We start from the raw sequence: 14,471 nt of genomic DNA on the forward strand, positions 1-14,471 counted from the left end.
ATCCTTTTTTGAATCGAAAAAAGTTCTTTCCCAAATCCCACAAAATGAGTTTTTCTATAGTCTAGATTCGGTGGACTGTGGTCCGTCGACCGTTGACAGAATAATTTTTCTTCCTGACTATGCTCCATTTGTCTGGAAATCAGTCTCCTGAATTTCCTTAAACTAAGATACTTTTGTGAAAAGAAAGAATATATGCTTTGAGACTAAAAATAAAGTAATTGATTTTCAGGATTTTAAAAATACTTTTTAAGTAAACTATTGATTATTTGATCAGGGGGGTATTATTCGTAAACCATACTGACTTTTATGAATATGCTATTCAAATACATTGCATTAGGAGTGGTAACTATGATGGCCTTTTTCAACCCTCATGTTTCACTTGGCCAAGAGAATAAAAATGTCAATGAGGAATATTTCTCCTTGCTTAGAAGGGAAGTAGCACGAGTAATCTTAAGACATCCAAGAGAGGATGACTCGGTAAACTACTTTGCGTACTCGTTTCAGATCACTTACGGAGATTCAATTTCAATCCAGTTTTCTGAGCAAACACCCAAATCCATTCTAGACAAGTACGAGGTTTTTAACCCGGAAGAAAGTCTTAAAAAATTTATGGAGGAAAAGGGGATTCGATTTGATTCAGAGATAAAGGTCCTCTATACCATTCTCCATATTTGGGATGATGGAAAAGAAAGAGAGGACAATCTTTCAGAAGTATTTGAAAAAATGTATGATTCAGGGTGGAATTTTCCTCCTTCTAGGGAATCTAGGGTTGAGGTTCCCATTGTAACTTATTTAAAGGGTGTTAGACATTAGACTTGATTGATATTAAAATTTAGGAACCCTTCCAGCATCAAATCCAATGAAAATGAATTACTACACTGACTATTTTGCAGAATTCTTGAAAATTTTTGCCCCAGGATCCACAGTAAATAAAAACCCTGTTCCAGGGAAAGTTAATGTCTTCGCAAGTTACTCTCCATTATGCTAAAGAATGAACTGTCTAATATTAATCGACTTAATCCCTTTATTTCAAAAAATGATCAAAAATTAAGTTTAACCATTAGTCTTGAGAAATTTGATGAATTAGCCAAAGAAATTCAATCAATAGAAATTGAATGGGATAAATTTTCGAAGTCGCTTAAGGAAATTTCTGGAATCGGTCGTGTGATGAACAGATTCGCGCTAGCTAACCCCTACAGCGCTATGATCGAGGTTAACTTGAGCAATAGCCCAGAGAGTATACTGGTTTTATTAAGTACTTTAGGTGGTTTTTATGGGTTTTACTTTTGCAGCCAATCCAAAAAAGCAGTTCAGCCCGAAAATCTTTTCGATCATAATTTGAATCGTCAGGTTGAAAACATAGAATGGGAAAATCCACATATTAGTTTCTTCCCTTTTTCTGAAGAACAAAATAATGTCAAAGATCAGATAGAGATTCTTCTTTTAAAATCCTTTCCAAGATATGTACGGTTTGATTACAATCTTGTGGGGATTCCTGTTTTTGATAGCTGGGTAGGAGAGGAATTCTATCCAAAATTGGATTTGTTTCAGGTCGTGTTCATTTATGAGCCAGTTTGCTTTTGAAAAAAACATTCCTAGATATTCTTTTGAAAAGAAGAAGACTAATCCCATCCCAAATTCCTTCAGTAGGTGGTTTCTATGGACTAGATTTGGTGGACTGTGGTCTGTCGACCGGTGATAAGAAGCCATGAAAATTGTGGAACCATATAATTGTAAATTAACATAGCTATCAATGAATGATTTTTTTCTTTGGGCCATGTGGAAAAACTAATGAGGGAGCTCTCTTTGGTGCTGGTCTTCTTATGACCCGATTAGATTGGCTTTTGCCAAATTCAAAAAATATTCTAATTCCTAAGGTGCAGAAGCAACGAAATAGATTTCAGTTCGGGGGGCAAAGGGTTTGATAAAATGATGATTAAATTATAATAGTATGCGGATTAAATTAATTATAGCCTTAAGCTTGATCTTTCTTCTGAAATCTGCAAATCAAGTTCAATGTCAATCTTTAGAAGAGGACCAGTTTTACGCAGAATTAAAGAAAATAGTGTCTAATACAGCGGTGCTCACTCCATTTGATTCTACTGGGAGAAAATATATTAGTTTTTCTTATGAGGTGAGAATTGGAAATGAGACAAGTGTAAAAATCAGTGAACATGCACCTTGGGGGTCGAAAAATAGAATTGAGAAATTAAAAAACGATTTGGTTAATTATATTGAAAGCCTAGGAAAGAAATTTGATAATGAGTTAATCATTATTTATCCTGTGCTTTTTAATTTTGACTATTTGAAGGATGATTCAAATAGTTTAGGGGCTGCAATCCAGTCTTTGATTAAAGATTCAGACCAGACGAATTGCCCCAGAATTGAGTCCCCAATTTATGTGGTTGCTAAAAAGCCTCAGGTGAACTGATCTTATTCAAACCCCTACCAAAACCCTTCAGGAAGTGTTTTTCTTTGAGCTAAGGCCCATCAAGGTATAATCAAACCAAATCAGAGTCTTTCCTATGAAATTATAAGAAACCACATAGACACATAGGTTCACATAGTCTATGTATTCTATGTGCCTATGTGGTTAAACCCTTTTTTGAATGGGAAAAAGTTCTTTCGCATATCCTACAAGAAGGGTTTTTCTAAAGTCTAGATTCGGCGGACTGTGGTCTGTCGACCGTTGACCAGAAATTACTTCTTCATCCCCATATAATCCACAACGAAATAACTCAAGGCGCGCACCCCCAGCTTAAATCCGTCTTCCTCAATATGAAAATCCGGAGTATGGTGGGATGGGGTGGTCAAGGGGTTTCCTCCTTTTTTCATCCCTCCCAGAAAGATGAAAAAGCCCGGTTTCTCCCGCTGGAAAAAGCTAAAGTCTTCTGCTCCCGTGACGGGATCCATGGCGATGACATTTCCTTCCCCGGCAGCGGCAATCATGGATGGGGTCATTTTAGCGGTAAGCTCGGGTGGATTGACAGTGGAAGGGTAAAGTTTCCCGATTTTCACATCAGCTTTTGCTCCCGCGCTTTCAGCAATGTTGGTGATGATTTCGGTGATTCTTCGATGAACCAATGCTTGCTGTTCGTCTCCAAAGGTTCGGATCGTTCCGATCATTTCGATTTTTTCAGGAATGATATTGTGGCGGATTCCTCCATGAATAGCTCCTACTGTGACCACGGCTGGATTTTCTGTGATATTGACATTTCTGGACAGGATGGTTTGTAAACCCATGATCGCTTGAGCCGCGGTGACAATGGGATCCACACTGGACCAAGGAGCAGCCCCATGCGCTTGGGTTCCGGTAATGGTCACATCCAGATTGTCCACAGCTGCCATAAAAGGACCCGAGCGATACCCGATTTTCCCGGACTCTATCTGTGCCCAAATATGCAGGCCAAAAATGGCATCCACATCTTTCATCACACCTTCATGGACCATCAATTCTGCCCCGGCCATGTCGGCGTCATAGATTCCTTCTTCGGCAGGTTGGAAAATAAACTTCACCGAACCTTCCAGCTGATTTCTCATCCCTGCCAATACTTCAGCAGCTCCCATCAAAATCGCCACATGAGAATCGTGACCACAGGCATGCATGACACCGGTTTGCTGACCATTGTAGGTGGAAGTATTGACGGATTTGAAGGGTAGGTCATTTCTTTCAGTTACGGGAAGCGCATCCATATCTGCCCTAAGGGCGACCATTGGACCCGGTTTGCCTCCTTTCAAGACTCCAACAACTCCTGTCACGGCTACATTTTCAGTAACTTCCATGCCCAAAGAGCGCAGGTGATCTGCGACGATCTTAGCCGTTCGGAACTCCTGATTTCCCAATTCAGGGTATTTGTGAAAATCCCTTCTCCATTCGATGACTTTGGATTCGATGGCATCAGATTTTTTATCAATTTCTGACCGAAGTTTCGACTGGCCAAGAGCGGTAAAGGATAGAAAGAGTAAAGGAAGGAAAAGCTTTTTCATGAAATATTTATTGGGAAGTTTCAAATGTATGAAATCTGAAATTAATTCCTAAAATGGGAAAACCCCTCTCAAAATCCTTCAGAAGGGGTTTTTCTATTGACTAGGTTCAGTGGACTGCAGTCCGTCGACAGTTGACCAAATCCTACTTCTTCATCCCCATATAATCCACTACAAAGTAGCTCAGCACCCGCATACCGAGTACAAATCCTCCCTCGTCGATGTAGAAGTCAGGCGTGTGGTGAGATGGTGTTTTGGTAGGGTCACCGCCTTTTTTCATTCCTCCCAAGCCGATAAATAGCCCGGGCTTTTCCCGCTGATAAAAGCTGAAATCCTCCGCCCCCGTCACTGGTGGATTGTAGTTGATGTTTTCTTTTCCCGCCGCAGCTTCCATGGAAGCAACCATTTTGGCGGTGAGTTCTGGGTCGTTAACAGTTGAAGGGTAAAGTTTTTGAATATTTACTTCTGCTCTGGCACCGGCACTCTCAGCTATATTGGTAGCGATCTCAGTGATGCGCTTGTGTACCAAGGCCTGCTGCTCGTCTCCGAAAGTCCGGATGGTACCGATCATTTCTACTTTCTCTGGAATGATGTTGTGACGAATCCCTCCATGTATAGCTCCCACAGTGACCACGGCAGGGTTTTGGGTGATATTGACACTTCGGGAAAGGATCGTCTGCAAGCCAGTCACAATCTGGGAAGCTGTCACAATCGGATCCACTCCGGACCAAGGAGAAGCTCCATGAGCTTGGGTTCCATGAACAATGATTTCCAAATTATCCACTGCAGCTTGGGCGGGGCCTGAACGATAGCCGATTTTTCCCACTTCGGTCTGGGAAGAAATATGCAATCCGAAAATCGCGTCCACATCTTTCATCACCCCTTCTTCCACCAGTTGCTTGGCTCCCCAAGAAGTCACTCCTGGTTCGTAGATGCCCTCTTCGGCTGGTTGGAAAATAAATTTCACAGAACCTTCCAATTGGTTTCGCATTCCTGCCAAAACCTCTGCCACACCCATCAGGATGGCTACGTGGGTATCGTGTCCGCAAGCATGCATGACACCGGTTTCCTGGCCGTTGTAGGTGGTGGTCACGGTAGATTTGAAAGGTAAATCAACCCGTTCAGTAACTGGGAGAGCATCCATATCTGCACGAAGAGCAACCATGGGCCCTGGCTTTCCACCTTTCAAAACCCCAACTACTCCAGTCACGGCCATTCCCTCGGTCACTTCAATGCCCAAAGATCTAAGGTGATCTGCAATTTTCTTGGCAGTTCGGACTTCGTTATTGCCGAGTTCCGGATGTTGGTGGATGTCGCGTCTCCACTCGATGACTTTGGATTCTAAGGAGGCTGCTTTCTGATCGATAGTCGGGCGGAGTTTACTTTGGCCAAAGGCTGTTCCGCTTAACAGGAGTAAGGGGATAATTAGTTTTCTCATAAGATTATAAGGTTAATGATGGTTTTGGCGGTTTTTTGGGTGGTTTGGAAAATTAGTCTACGCCAAGGTAAAAACCTTAACCTTTCAGATAAAAAGCGGTTTTGGAGAACTTTTGGAGTTGATTTCGCTTTAGAGATAAGAGAATTCATAAACTCAAAACGGGATTTTCGTAGAACAAATCCTCCTTACCCCCTTAGAAAGGGGGAATTAGCTTACGTTGATCCTCCAGCCCTGAATCGGTAAAATATTGTGTTAGATTTTAACTAGTTGAAATAGAAAAAATGGAATTGAAAGAAAAAATCGCTGTAGTTACGGGAGTCAGCAAAGGAATAGGATTGGAAGTCGTCAAACTTTTGGTCGAAAAAGGAACCATTGTAGCGGGTTGGGGTAGAACTCAGCCGGATTTTCAGCATCCGAGTTTCCACTTTTTTACCTGCGATGTCTCCAATGAAAGCAGTGTGGAAGTTGCCTACCAGGCGACTATTGCCAAATTGGGAGCAGATATCAGAATTCTAGTGAATAATGCAGGATTTGGCGTGGCAGGACCTTTTGAGGAAATGAGTTCGGCCGATTGGAAGTCCATGTTTGACACCAATGTGCATGGAATATTTTACGTAAGTAAGTGCTTGATTCCTGCCATGAAAGCTGCGGATGAAGGACATATCCTAAATGTAGCTTCGATTGCAGGTTTGAATGGGGTTGCCAATTTTGCAGGGTATGTAGGAACCAAGCATGCTGTGCGAGGGATTTCCCATTCCATGTATATGGAGTTGAGAGATTTTGGAATTAAGGTTTCCACGATCTATCCAGGCTCTGTGCAGACCAATTTCTTTGACGAAATCCCCGGAATGAACGCCCATGAAAATATGATGCGTCCACAGGATGTGGCTTTGACGATTGTCCAGACTTTGGAAACTCACCCGAATTACTTTGTGGCTGATGTGGAGTGTAGACCTTTGAGACCGAAGGGGAAGAAGTAATAGGCAGTGGGCAGATGGCAGTATGCAGTAAGCAATTTACAGTCGGCAGTGATCAGTCGGCAGTGATCAGTTGGCAGTAGGCAGTAAGCAGTATGCAGTCGATAGTGATCTATTGGTATTATGTAAGGGTCTGAAATAGATTTACTTTTTGGATGTAGTTTAATAATCCATTTATATAGAATTTGGAAATATGATATGTACTGACACTACTTAACTTAGCTTTTAAAATAAACTTAGTTCATTTTTCTTGACTGATAATTTGTTTATGGATTTTACCAGCCTTATTGCCTATCAAAAAGCATTTCAACTTGCTATGGAAATTTTTGAAATCAGCAAAGGATTTCCTAAAGAAGAAAAATTTTCCTTGACTGATCAGATTAGGAGATCCAGTAGATCAGTTTGTGTAAACATTGGGGAAGGGTATCGAAAACGAAGATATGTTGCTCATTTTGTTTCCAAGCTTTCGGATGCTGACATGGAGAATGCTGAAACACTCATTTGGATAAGCTTTGCGAATCGATGTGGGTATATTTCAGACGAAAAAACTGAAGATCTACTTCAAAAAGTAGGTGAAGTAGGGAAATTGATTGGCTATATGATTTCTCATCCAGAAAAGTTTGGCTCAGCCCATTCTCACTAACTCCAATCCTACTTTGGTTTACCATTAAACTGCCAGCTGAAAACAGGAACTTTTTTATTGCAAACTGCCCATTGCAAACTGCCCACTGAAATCTGCCTACTGAAACCCTTGCCTTTCCGACCTCATTCCCTATTTTTGCCATAGACCTGACCAAAGGGGATTTTGCCCCTGCCATGCGGGTGATTTTCTCTTTGGTCCTTCTTTTTATGTCACTCCAAGTTTCCCGACTCAGTAAGGTTTATGGTTCCCAGAAAGCACTGGATGAAGTCAGCTTTTCGGCGACTCCGGGGAGGATTTTGGGATTTTTAGGACCCAATGGAGCCGGGAAATCAACCACCATGAAAATCATCACCGGATATCTGGGAGCAGATTCCGGGGAGGTAAAGGTATTGGGAGAAAATGCGCTGGAAAATTCAAAAAAAGTAAGTTCCAAAATTGGCTACTTGCCTGAACACAACCCCCTTTACCTAGACCTCTACGTCCGTGAGTTTTTGGAATTTTCCGGAGGAATTTACGGAATGAAATCTGCGGAAATCCGCCGTAGAGTAGATGAGCTGATCCAAAAGACGGGACTTCTGCCTGAGCAACACAAAAAAATAGGCCAGCTTTCCAAAGGTTACCGGCAACGAGTTGGACTAGCCAGGGCCCTGATTCATGATCCTCAGGTAGTGATTTTGGATGAACCGACCACGGGGCTGGATCCCAACCAGCTGGTGGATATTCGAAGACTGATTCAGGAAATCGCAGCGGACAAAACTTTGATTTTCTCCACGCACATCATGCAGGAAGTAGAAGCCATATGTCAGGATGTAGTAATTATCAATCAAGGGAAAATTTTAGCCGCAAGTCCTTTAGCAGATTTGAAAGCTAATGCAGGTCAGATTGAGTTGATCCTGGAGACTGAGGAGGAATTGAGTTTGAACTGGTTCGCCAATCTGGGTGAGTTGAAATTTGGGCCCAAAGGAAATAGAGAATTGGTTCTGTTGACTTCAGAGCCTCAAGAGGCAAGAAAGGTTTTGATGCAAATTGTGCAATCCAAAAACCTGAACCTAATCAGTCTCAATCAAGGCAAGAAAAATCTGGAAACCCTTTTTCGAGAAATCACCCAAGGCCAATGAAAAGTCTGTTTTTCAAAGAAATCAACGCCTTTTTTGGAAGCCTAACCGGCTATCTGGTATTGGTATTGTTCTTAGTGGCCATAGGTTTGATCGTTTGGGTATTTCCGGAAAGCTCTGTTTTGGAATATGGATTCGCAGATTTAGAGTCACTTTTTAGCTACACTCCTTATGTATTCACTTTTTTGATTCCGGCACTTTCTATGCGGGCGATAGCTGAGGAGCGGAAAAACGGAACCTGGGAATTGTTGCAAACCTCACCACTATCATTGGTTCAGATCATTCTTGCCAAATATTTAGCCTTATTGGCCCTGGTGATTTTGGCAGTATTGCCCACACTTCTTTATGCCTATGCTATAGCCCAGCTGGGGGATCCTCCCGGAAATCTGGATTGGGCAGGCTTCTTTGGAAGCTGGATCGGATTAATCATGATCGGAGCCACGTTTGCTGCGGTTGGATTGTTTGCCAGTGCTTTGACTTCCCAGCAGGTGGTGGCTTTTGTGTTGGGCGTTTTTCTTTGTTTTGTCCTTTACTTTGGATTTACCGCATTGTCTGAGATGCTTTCCGGGGAGTTGGCGTATTGGGTGGAAGAGTTTAGCCTTAGTTATCATTACATCAGCCTTAGCCGGGGAGTGGTAGATAGCAGGGATGTGTTTTTCCTTTTGGGGATGATTTTGGTGTTTTTAGGGGGTTCAGTTTTGATTTTGAAAGGAAAATGAGCTCCAACCGAAAAACAAACATTCGTGCTACTTTGGTCCTTTTTGGAGGACTGCTTGCCTTGGTTTTGGCTAGCCAGTTTTTGAGATTTCGCGTGGATTTGACAGAAGAAAAAAGGTTTTCTCTGCATCCTGCTACCAAAGAGTTGCTCCAAGGTCTGGATCGTCCATTACATGTGGATATTTTGCTGACCGGAGAAAATCTTCCCGGGGGCATGCGAAGACTTCAAAAATCCATCGAAGAAACCGTCCGTACTTTCAATGCTTATTCGGCGGAAAAAATCACCGTTTCTTACTTTGACCCGCTCTCGGTGACTGATTCCTTACAGGAAGATTTTATTTACACTTTAGCGGATTACGGGATCAACCCAACCAACCTTTTTGTCAATCAAAATTCCGGTCAGCAGGCGCAGCTTATTTTCCCAGGAATTCTGGTCAGCGATGAGGAATATGAAGTTGGGGCTCTGGTGTTAAAGGGGGAAAGGGGAATGTCTCCTGATCAGATTCTGAACACTTCGATTGAGAATCTTGAATATGAACTAAGCAATGCCATTCGAAAATTGGTCTTTCCAGAGAAGTCTGCCATTGCCATGATTATTGGGCATGGAGAGCTTTCTGAGGATGATGGATTCGGAATGGTGGAGGCCTTGGATGGTCAGTATGAGCTATTCAAAGTTCCTTTGGAGCAAGCTAAATCTGTAGAAGACCTGAAGACTTTCGGCACTATTTTCATTTTAGGGCCAAAGTCAAGCTATACCGATCGGGAGTTGTTTTTACTGGATCAATATGTCCTTCAAGGAGGGAATTTGGTGATTGGAGCTGAAGGAGTGGATGTGGATTTGGCTCAGGCTGGAGGAGATGGCACAGTCTCTTTTCCCTTGGAAAATGAGCTGGACCGTTTGCTTTTTCGGTATGGTGTCAGGATAAATAAAGATTTGATTCAGGACTTGAATTTCAGCTATATCCCTGTGATGGGAGGAACCTTTGGCAATCAAAACCAAATGGTTCCCTTGCCTTGGCCATTTTATTTCAACGCCGGTCGAGTCGCCACTCATCCGATTACTAAAGCTCTGGATCAAGTTAACTTCAGATTTGTCAGCAGTTTGGATACGGTGATGGCCGAAGGTGTGGTGAAGACACCGCTTATTTTCGGATCAGACAATGCAAGAAAAATCCAAGCACCTTCCCGGGTAGCTTTTGCAGATATGCAGCAAGCTCCCAAAGTGGAAGAGTTTGGTCTGAAGAATTTGCCTTTGGCGTATTTACTGGAAGGGGAGTTTACCTCTTTGTTCAAAAACCGATTTTTACCGGATGAATTTCAAGGCCGGCAATTTCTGGAATCCGGGAAAGGGAAAGTGGTAGTATTCGGAGACGGCTCGATCTTCCAAAGCCAAGCAGAGGTAGAAACCAATCAGCCCCTGCCTTTGGGAGAAGACCCTTTCTCGATGACCACCTTTGCCAATAAGCAGTTGCTTTTAAACTTGACGCAATACCTTTCGGATCCTGAGGGGATCATTGCTACACGGACCAGGAGTTTCCGAATTAGGCCTTTGGATCGGGTAAAGGTCGTGGAGCAGAAGAATTACTGGCAAGTAATCAATATTGGAGGACCTGTACTAGTGGTGTTGATTTTGGGAGGAATTATCCTTTTTATCCGAAAGAAAAGGTATAGCCGAAGTGCATAGGCCTGAAAGATAAATTTGCCTGTAAGAATTTTGATGGAAAGATCAATGCAGTCCATCGAATTAGCATTTTATTTATAAATTTACCCCATTGGTATAAAAAGTAATACTAAGCCTTTAGACATGAAGTCCGATCAAGTGAGGAATTTTCCTTAGTGGGATGTCACCTAACTGCCAGGATTTCATCAGGCCCAAGAAAATAAAATAATAATAGTCATATGAAATTTATTGTTTCCTCTTCTGCTTTGCTCAAGCAGCTTTCGGCCATCAACGGTGTTGTCACTACCAATCCGGTAGTTCCGATTTTGGAAAACTTCCTTTTCGAGATCAAAGACTCCGAACTGACCATCACTGCTTCAGATTTGCAAACTTCTATGATGACGCAAATCCATGTGGAAGCCAAAGAGGATGGAAATATTGCGGTTCCGGCTAGAATTCTGATCGAAACCCTCAAAAATCTTCCAGAGCAGCCCGTGACTTTCAGCATCGATCACGACACCTATGCTGTAGAAATCAGCTCGGACAATGGTCGCTACAGATTGGCAGGGGAAAATGCGACGGACTTCCCGAAGATCCCTACGGTAAACAATGCCACCACGGTGGATATGTCCACTGAAGTGCTTTCTTCTGCGATTGCCAACACCATTTTCGCAACCTCTTCAGACGAGCTTCGCCCCGCCATGACAGGTGTTTATATCAATTTGAGCCCTACCAATACCACCTTTGTGGCTACAGACGGTCACCGATTGATCAGATACAGAAGAGTGGATGTGGCTTCTTCCAATGGAGCTAGCTTGATCATTCCAAGAAAAGCGCTAAACCTCCTGAAGTCTACTTTGCCATCTGAGAATGTGCCGGTATCAGTGGAGTTCAACCAAAGCAATGCTTACTTTAAGTTTGGACAAATCAAAATGATCTGCCGATTGATCGACGAAAGATTCCCGGACTACGAAAATGTAATTCCAGTGGACAATCCAAACCAGATGAACATCGATCGTTTGGAGTTACTCGGAACTTTGAGACGTATTGCCATCTATGCCAATAAAACGACTCATCAGGTTCGTCTGAAATTGACAGGAAGTGAATTGATGATTTCAGCTGAAGATTTGGACTTCTCCAATGAAGCCAATGAAAGACTTTCCTGTGATCACGAAGGTGAAGATATTGAAATCGGGTTCAATGCGAAGTTTTTGGTAGAAATGCTCAATAACCTCAGCTGCAAAGAAGTAAGTTTGAAATTTTCTGCGCCAAACCGTGCTGGCTTGATCATTCCGGTAGAGCAGGATGCCAACGAAGATATCCTAATGCTTGTCATGCCTGTAATGTTGAACAACTACGTATAATCTTAACCACAACCATAAATCGAAAGCCCGGATTTTTTTGATCCGGGCTTTTTTTATGGACCCTCCATGGGTTTTTATCTCTTAGAGGGTTAGCCAAAGATTACTTTTTATCCCTTAACATCTTCAAATACAAACCCTCCACTCTTTCTCTGGCCCAAGGAGTTTGTCTGAGAAATTTGAGACTGGAGCCCATAGAAGGATTATGGGTAAAGCAGCGGATTGGTATTCTTTCCCCAAGTTCTTTCCATCCATAAAATTCAATCAGTTGCTGAAGCATGGCATCTAGTCGGACGCCATGCAGGGGATTGTTGGGTTGATGTTCCAAAGGGTAAGAGTTATTAGAAATTAGTTATAAGTTATTGTTATCGCACTTCTTCCGAAGCTGGACTATTTCATTGGATTTTTAAATCCTGCTTTCAGAAAACAGGACTACTTTCTATCATTTGTACTTTTGCAAACCGCCTACTGGACACTGCTTACTGCCCACTGCTTACTGCCCACTGCTTACTGCCCACTTCCTACTGCACCGGCTGGATCAAATCCCAAAGATTTCCATACAAATCCTTAAATACCGATACGATTCCATAAGGTTCCACAGAAGGCTCCCGGATAAATTCCACCCCTTTGGAACGATAGTTTTCATAATCCCGATAAAAGTCATCGGTATATAAGAAAAACATCACTCTTCCTCCTGCCTGAATTCCAATCTGCTTTTCCTGAGCTTCGTTGGCTGCCTTAGCCAAAAGCAAGTGACAAGCTGACCCGGGAGGAGAGACGCTCACCCAGCGTTTGGTTTCGCTCATAGGAGTATCTTCTAAAAGTTCAAACCCCAGGGTCTGGGTATAATAGGAGATTGCTTCATCATAGTCTCCGACGAGCAAAGTGATTTGTCCGAGCTGTTGTTTCATGATTCAAAGTAAAAGAATTTTGCTGTTTCAGCTGTTCTGCTGTTCAGGATTTGTAATCCTGAACCCGATCATAGGATTTTCAATCCAGATAAACCTTTTAGTTTCTTTTTTAAAGAGAGTTTGGATTTAGAGATTAAAAATCTCATGATAGAGCTTCGAGATTGCAAATCTCGAAGAGCTGGAGAGCTAGCAGTTCTACCATTCGCACAGTCCCTAGACCGATTGAAATTAGAAAAGTAATATTTCAGCGAATAATCAGGGCAAGCTATTTATTTTTTAAATGATGACGTTATATTTAGTGAAAAATTACTTCATGAGACTTTTCCTATCGCTAATCCTGGGAGTTCTTTTTCTCCAGTGCCAAAACAAATCCAATTCCGAGATTCAACCCAAAGAACTTCATCCAACTGGTGAAATTGTCGCCCTTCAATTGGATGATTCTACTTCCAATGTGAGCTATTCCTACCAATATCATTTCGGTAATGGAAAGGAATACTTTTTTAATCTAAAAATGGAGGGTAATACCTTACAGATCTTTGATTTTTCTACCGGAGAAAAAATCAAATCTCTTCAATTTGACCTGGAAGGCCCCAATGGAGTGGGAGGATTATTTGGATTTCATGTCCAAAGTATGGATAGTATTTTCCTGTTTAATCCACCATTTGGATCCTCATTTTACTTGGCTAATGCTGAAGGGGAATTGTTGAAGAAATTCAATTATCAAATACCTGAAGGCGCGGGGTCAGCTTTTGTGCATAATGGCTATATGATTTCTCCGCCGGTGCTGAAAGGTTCAAAATTGGCAGTCAATCATCGTTTTCCGCAAAACCCCAGAGAGCTTACTCCCGAGATTTTATCAAGCAAAACTTTTGGTTATCTAATAGATTTGGAAACCGGAGAGACTCAGTATTTCAATCATTTTTATCCACAAGATTACCTGGCCACTGGCTTGAAAAATGTTGATTTCAGTAGAGCGCAGGGAAAGGATAAGGTGGTTTATTCCCTATTTGGTGACCATAGGCTTTACTATGCCTCTTCCTATGACTCCACCTTGAAATCGGTGGATGCGGCAAGTGAGTTTTTGGATCAAACTATGCCTAATTTCAAACCTGATGCTGTGTCTGAGGAATATCAAAACTATGCGTTTGCCTCGAGCAGATATGGATCGATTTTATATGACTCTTACCGGGATGTCTACTATAGGTTTGCGTTTCCAAGTTTGCCAGATGCCTCTATTGCCGATATTAGAAGCCAAGGGAATGCCTTAGGGTCATTTGTGGTGATGGTTTTGGACTCTGATCTGAAGGTGATCACCGAGAAAAAATTTGAACCCGGGAAGTACCATCCGGACAATGTTTTTATTGGGAAAAAGGGCCTTTACCTATCCCTGCAGCACCCCAAGAATCCGGAAAATCAGGAGGATTTAATGCAATTTGAATTGCTGGAGTTGAGATAACATAAACCGCTTTTCCAATGAGGAGGATTGGTTAACCTCATCGAATAATTCATGTTTATTTTGCTTTTCAGGATTTGTAATCCTGAACCTCAATCATAGGATTTTCAATCTGGATAAACCTTTTAGTTTCTGTTTTAAAGAGAATTTGGATTTGGAGATTAAAAATCTCCTGATAAGGCTTCGAGATTGTAAATCTCGAAGAGCTGCGT

Annotated in this window: 14 protein-coding genes; 10 read left to right on the forward strand and 4 right to left on the reverse strand. The window is 42.1% G+C overall.

The window, feature by feature from the left end; all coding sequences use genetic code 11:
• The first annotated feature begins 306 nt into the window (after positions 1-306).
• The 3 genes from G458_RS0118225 (at position 307) to G458_RS0118245 (ending at position 2,431) form a co-directional block, all read left to right on the forward strand.
• Positions 307-813, forward strand: a complete 507-nt coding sequence (locus G458_RS0118225; RefSeq protein ID WP_026953177.1) for a hypothetical protein — start codon at positions 307-309, stop codon at positions 811-813.
• Between the two features lie 168 nt (positions 814-981).
• Positions 982-1,584: a hypothetical protein gene (locus G458_RS0118235; RefSeq protein ID WP_026953178.1), complete on the forward strand. Its 603-nt coding sequence runs from the start codon at positions 982-984 to the stop codon at positions 1,582-1,584.
• 367 nt (positions 1,585-1,951) lie between these two features.
• Positions 1,952-2,431: a hypothetical protein gene (locus tag G458_RS0118245; protein WP_026953179.1), complete on the forward strand. Its 480-nt coding sequence runs from the start codon at positions 1,952-1,954 to the stop codon at positions 2,429-2,431.
• A 269-nt stretch (positions 2,432-2,700) separates the two neighbouring features.
• Here G458_RS0118245 and G458_RS0118250 read toward each other — a convergent pair whose 3' ends face one another.
• Positions 2,701-3,987 carry an amidohydrolase gene (locus tag G458_RS0118250; protein WP_026953180.1) on the reverse strand — a complete coding sequence of 429 codons (1,287 nt, stop codon included), beginning with the start codon at positions 3,985-3,987 and terminating at the stop codon, positions 2,701-2,703.
• A gap of 142 nt (positions 3,988-4,129) precedes the next feature.
• Positions 4,130-5,422: an amidohydrolase gene (locus tag G458_RS0118255; RefSeq protein ID WP_026953181.1), complete on the reverse strand. Its 1,293-nt coding sequence runs from the start codon at positions 5,420-5,422 to the stop codon at positions 4,130-4,132.
• Between the two features lie 281 nt (positions 5,423-5,703).
• Between G458_RS0118255 and G458_RS0118260 the strand changes: the two genes are divergently transcribed.
• The 6 genes from G458_RS0118260 (at position 5,704) to dnaN (ending at position 11,898) form a co-directional block, all read left to right on the forward strand.
• Positions 5,704-6,402 (forward strand): SDR family oxidoreductase, encoded by a 699-nt coding sequence (locus G458_RS0118260; RefSeq protein WP_026953182.1) that lies wholly within the window; start codon positions 5,704-5,706, stop codon positions 6,400-6,402.
• Positions 6,403-6,667: 265 nt separating this feature from the next.
• Positions 6,668-7,042 (forward strand): four helix bundle protein, encoded by a 375-nt coding sequence (locus G458_RS0118265; protein ID WP_026953183.1) that lies wholly within the window; start codon positions 6,668-6,670, stop codon positions 7,040-7,042.
• Between the two features lie 206 nt (positions 7,043-7,248).
• Positions 7,249-8,160, forward strand: coding sequence for a gliding motility-associated ABC transporter ATP-binding subunit GldA (gldA, locus tag G458_RS0118270; RefSeq protein WP_026953184.1), 912 nt, complete (start codon positions 7,249-7,251; stop codon positions 8,158-8,160).
• Positions 8,157-8,876 (forward strand): gliding motility-associated ABC transporter permease subunit GldF, encoded by a 720-nt coding sequence (gldF, locus tag G458_RS0118275; RefSeq protein ID WP_026953185.1) that lies wholly within the window; start codon positions 8,157-8,159, stop codon positions 8,874-8,876. The genes gldA and gldF overlap by 4 nt, the downstream gene beginning before the upstream one ends.
• Complete coding sequence (gene gldG / locus G458_RS0118280; protein WP_026953186.1) at positions 8,873-10,558, forward strand: gliding motility-associated ABC transporter substrate-binding protein GldG; 1,686 nt, start codon at positions 8,873-8,875, stop codon at positions 10,556-10,558. Before gldF ends, gldG begins: the two co-directional genes overlap by 4 nt.
• A 215-nt stretch (positions 10,559-10,773) precedes the next feature.
• Positions 10,774-11,898 (forward strand): DNA polymerase III subunit beta, encoded by a 1,125-nt coding sequence (gene dnaN, locus G458_RS0118285; protein WP_026953187.1) that lies wholly within the window; start codon positions 10,774-10,776, stop codon positions 11,896-11,898.
• A gap of 100 nt (positions 11,899-11,998) precedes the next feature.
• Here dnaN and G458_RS0118290 read toward each other — a convergent pair whose 3' ends face one another.
• Positions 11,999-12,223 (reverse strand): VF530 family protein, encoded by a 225-nt coding sequence (locus G458_RS0118290; RefSeq protein WP_084438899.1) that lies wholly within the window; start codon positions 12,221-12,223, stop codon positions 11,999-12,001.
• A 193-nt stretch (positions 12,224-12,416) separates the two neighbouring features.
• On the reverse strand, positions 12,417-12,806 hold the full coding sequence (locus G458_RS0118295) for a VOC family protein (protein ID WP_026953189.1): 390 nt from the start codon (positions 12,804-12,806) through the stop codon (positions 12,417-12,419).
• A gap of 313 nt (positions 12,807-13,119) precedes the next feature.
• Here G458_RS0118295 and G458_RS0118305 point away from each other — a divergent pair, with 313 nt between their 5' ends.
• Positions 13,120-14,262 (forward strand): DUF4221 family protein, encoded by a 1,143-nt coding sequence (locus G458_RS0118305; RefSeq protein WP_026953190.1) that lies wholly within the window; start codon positions 13,120-13,122, stop codon positions 14,260-14,262.
• Positions 14,263-14,471 lie beyond the last annotated feature (209 nt).

Origin of the sequence: Algoriphagus mannitolivorans DSM 15301 (genome assembly GCF_000429425.1) — a bacterium.
GTDB classification, from domain to species: Bacteria; Bacteroidota; Bacteroidia; order Cytophagales; family Cyclobacteriaceae; genus Algoriphagus; species Algoriphagus mannitolivorans.

What these genes read in the sequence shown, in the direction of transcription:
- G458_RS0118225 (WP_026953177.1), top strand. Translation starts at nt 307, where the DNA reads ATGAATATGCTATTCAAATACATTGCATTAGGAGTGGTAACTATGATG.
- G458_RS0118235 (WP_026953178.1), top strand. Translation starts at nt 982, where the DNA reads ATGCTAAAGAATGAACTGTCTAATATTAATCGACTTAATCCCTTTATT.
- G458_RS0118245 (WP_026953179.1), top strand. Translation starts at nt 1,952, where the DNA reads ATGCGGATTAAATTAATTATAGCCTTAAGCTTGATCTTTCTTCTGAAA.
- G458_RS0118250 (WP_026953180.1), bottom strand. Translation starts at nt 3,987, where the DNA reads ATGAAAAAGCTTTTCCTTCCTTTACTCTTTCTATCCTTTACCGCTCTT.
- G458_RS0118255 (WP_026953181.1), bottom strand. Translation starts at nt 5,422, where the DNA reads ATGAGAAAACTAATTATCCCCTTACTCCTGTTAAGCGGAACAGCCTTT.
- G458_RS0118260 (WP_026953182.1), top strand. Translation starts at nt 5,704, where the DNA reads ATGGAATTGAAAGAAAAAATCGCTGTAGTTACGGGAGTCAGCAAAGGA.
- G458_RS0118265 (WP_026953183.1), top strand. Translation starts at nt 6,668, where the DNA reads ATGGATTTTACCAGCCTTATTGCCTATCAAAAAGCATTTCAACTTGCT.
- gldA (WP_026953184.1), top strand. Translation starts at nt 7,249, where the DNA reads ATGTCACTCCAAGTTTCCCGACTCAGTAAGGTTTATGGTTCCCAGAAA.
- gldF (WP_026953185.1), top strand. Translation starts at nt 8,157, where the DNA reads ATGAAAAGTCTGTTTTTCAAAGAAATCAACGCCTTTTTTGGAAGCCTA.
- gldG (WP_026953186.1), top strand. Translation starts at nt 8,873, where the DNA reads ATGAGCTCCAACCGAAAAACAAACATTCGTGCTACTTTGGTCCTTTTT.
- dnaN (WP_026953187.1), top strand. Translation starts at nt 10,774, where the DNA reads ATGAAATTTATTGTTTCCTCTTCTGCTTTGCTCAAGCAGCTTTCGGCC.
- G458_RS0118295 (WP_026953189.1), bottom strand. Translation starts at nt 12,806, where the DNA reads ATGAAACAACAGCTCGGACAAATCACTTTGCTCGTCGGAGACTATGAT.
- G458_RS0118305 (WP_026953190.1), top strand. Translation starts at nt 13,120, where the DNA reads ATGAGACTTTTCCTATCGCTAATCCTGGGAGTTCTTTTTCTCCAGTGC.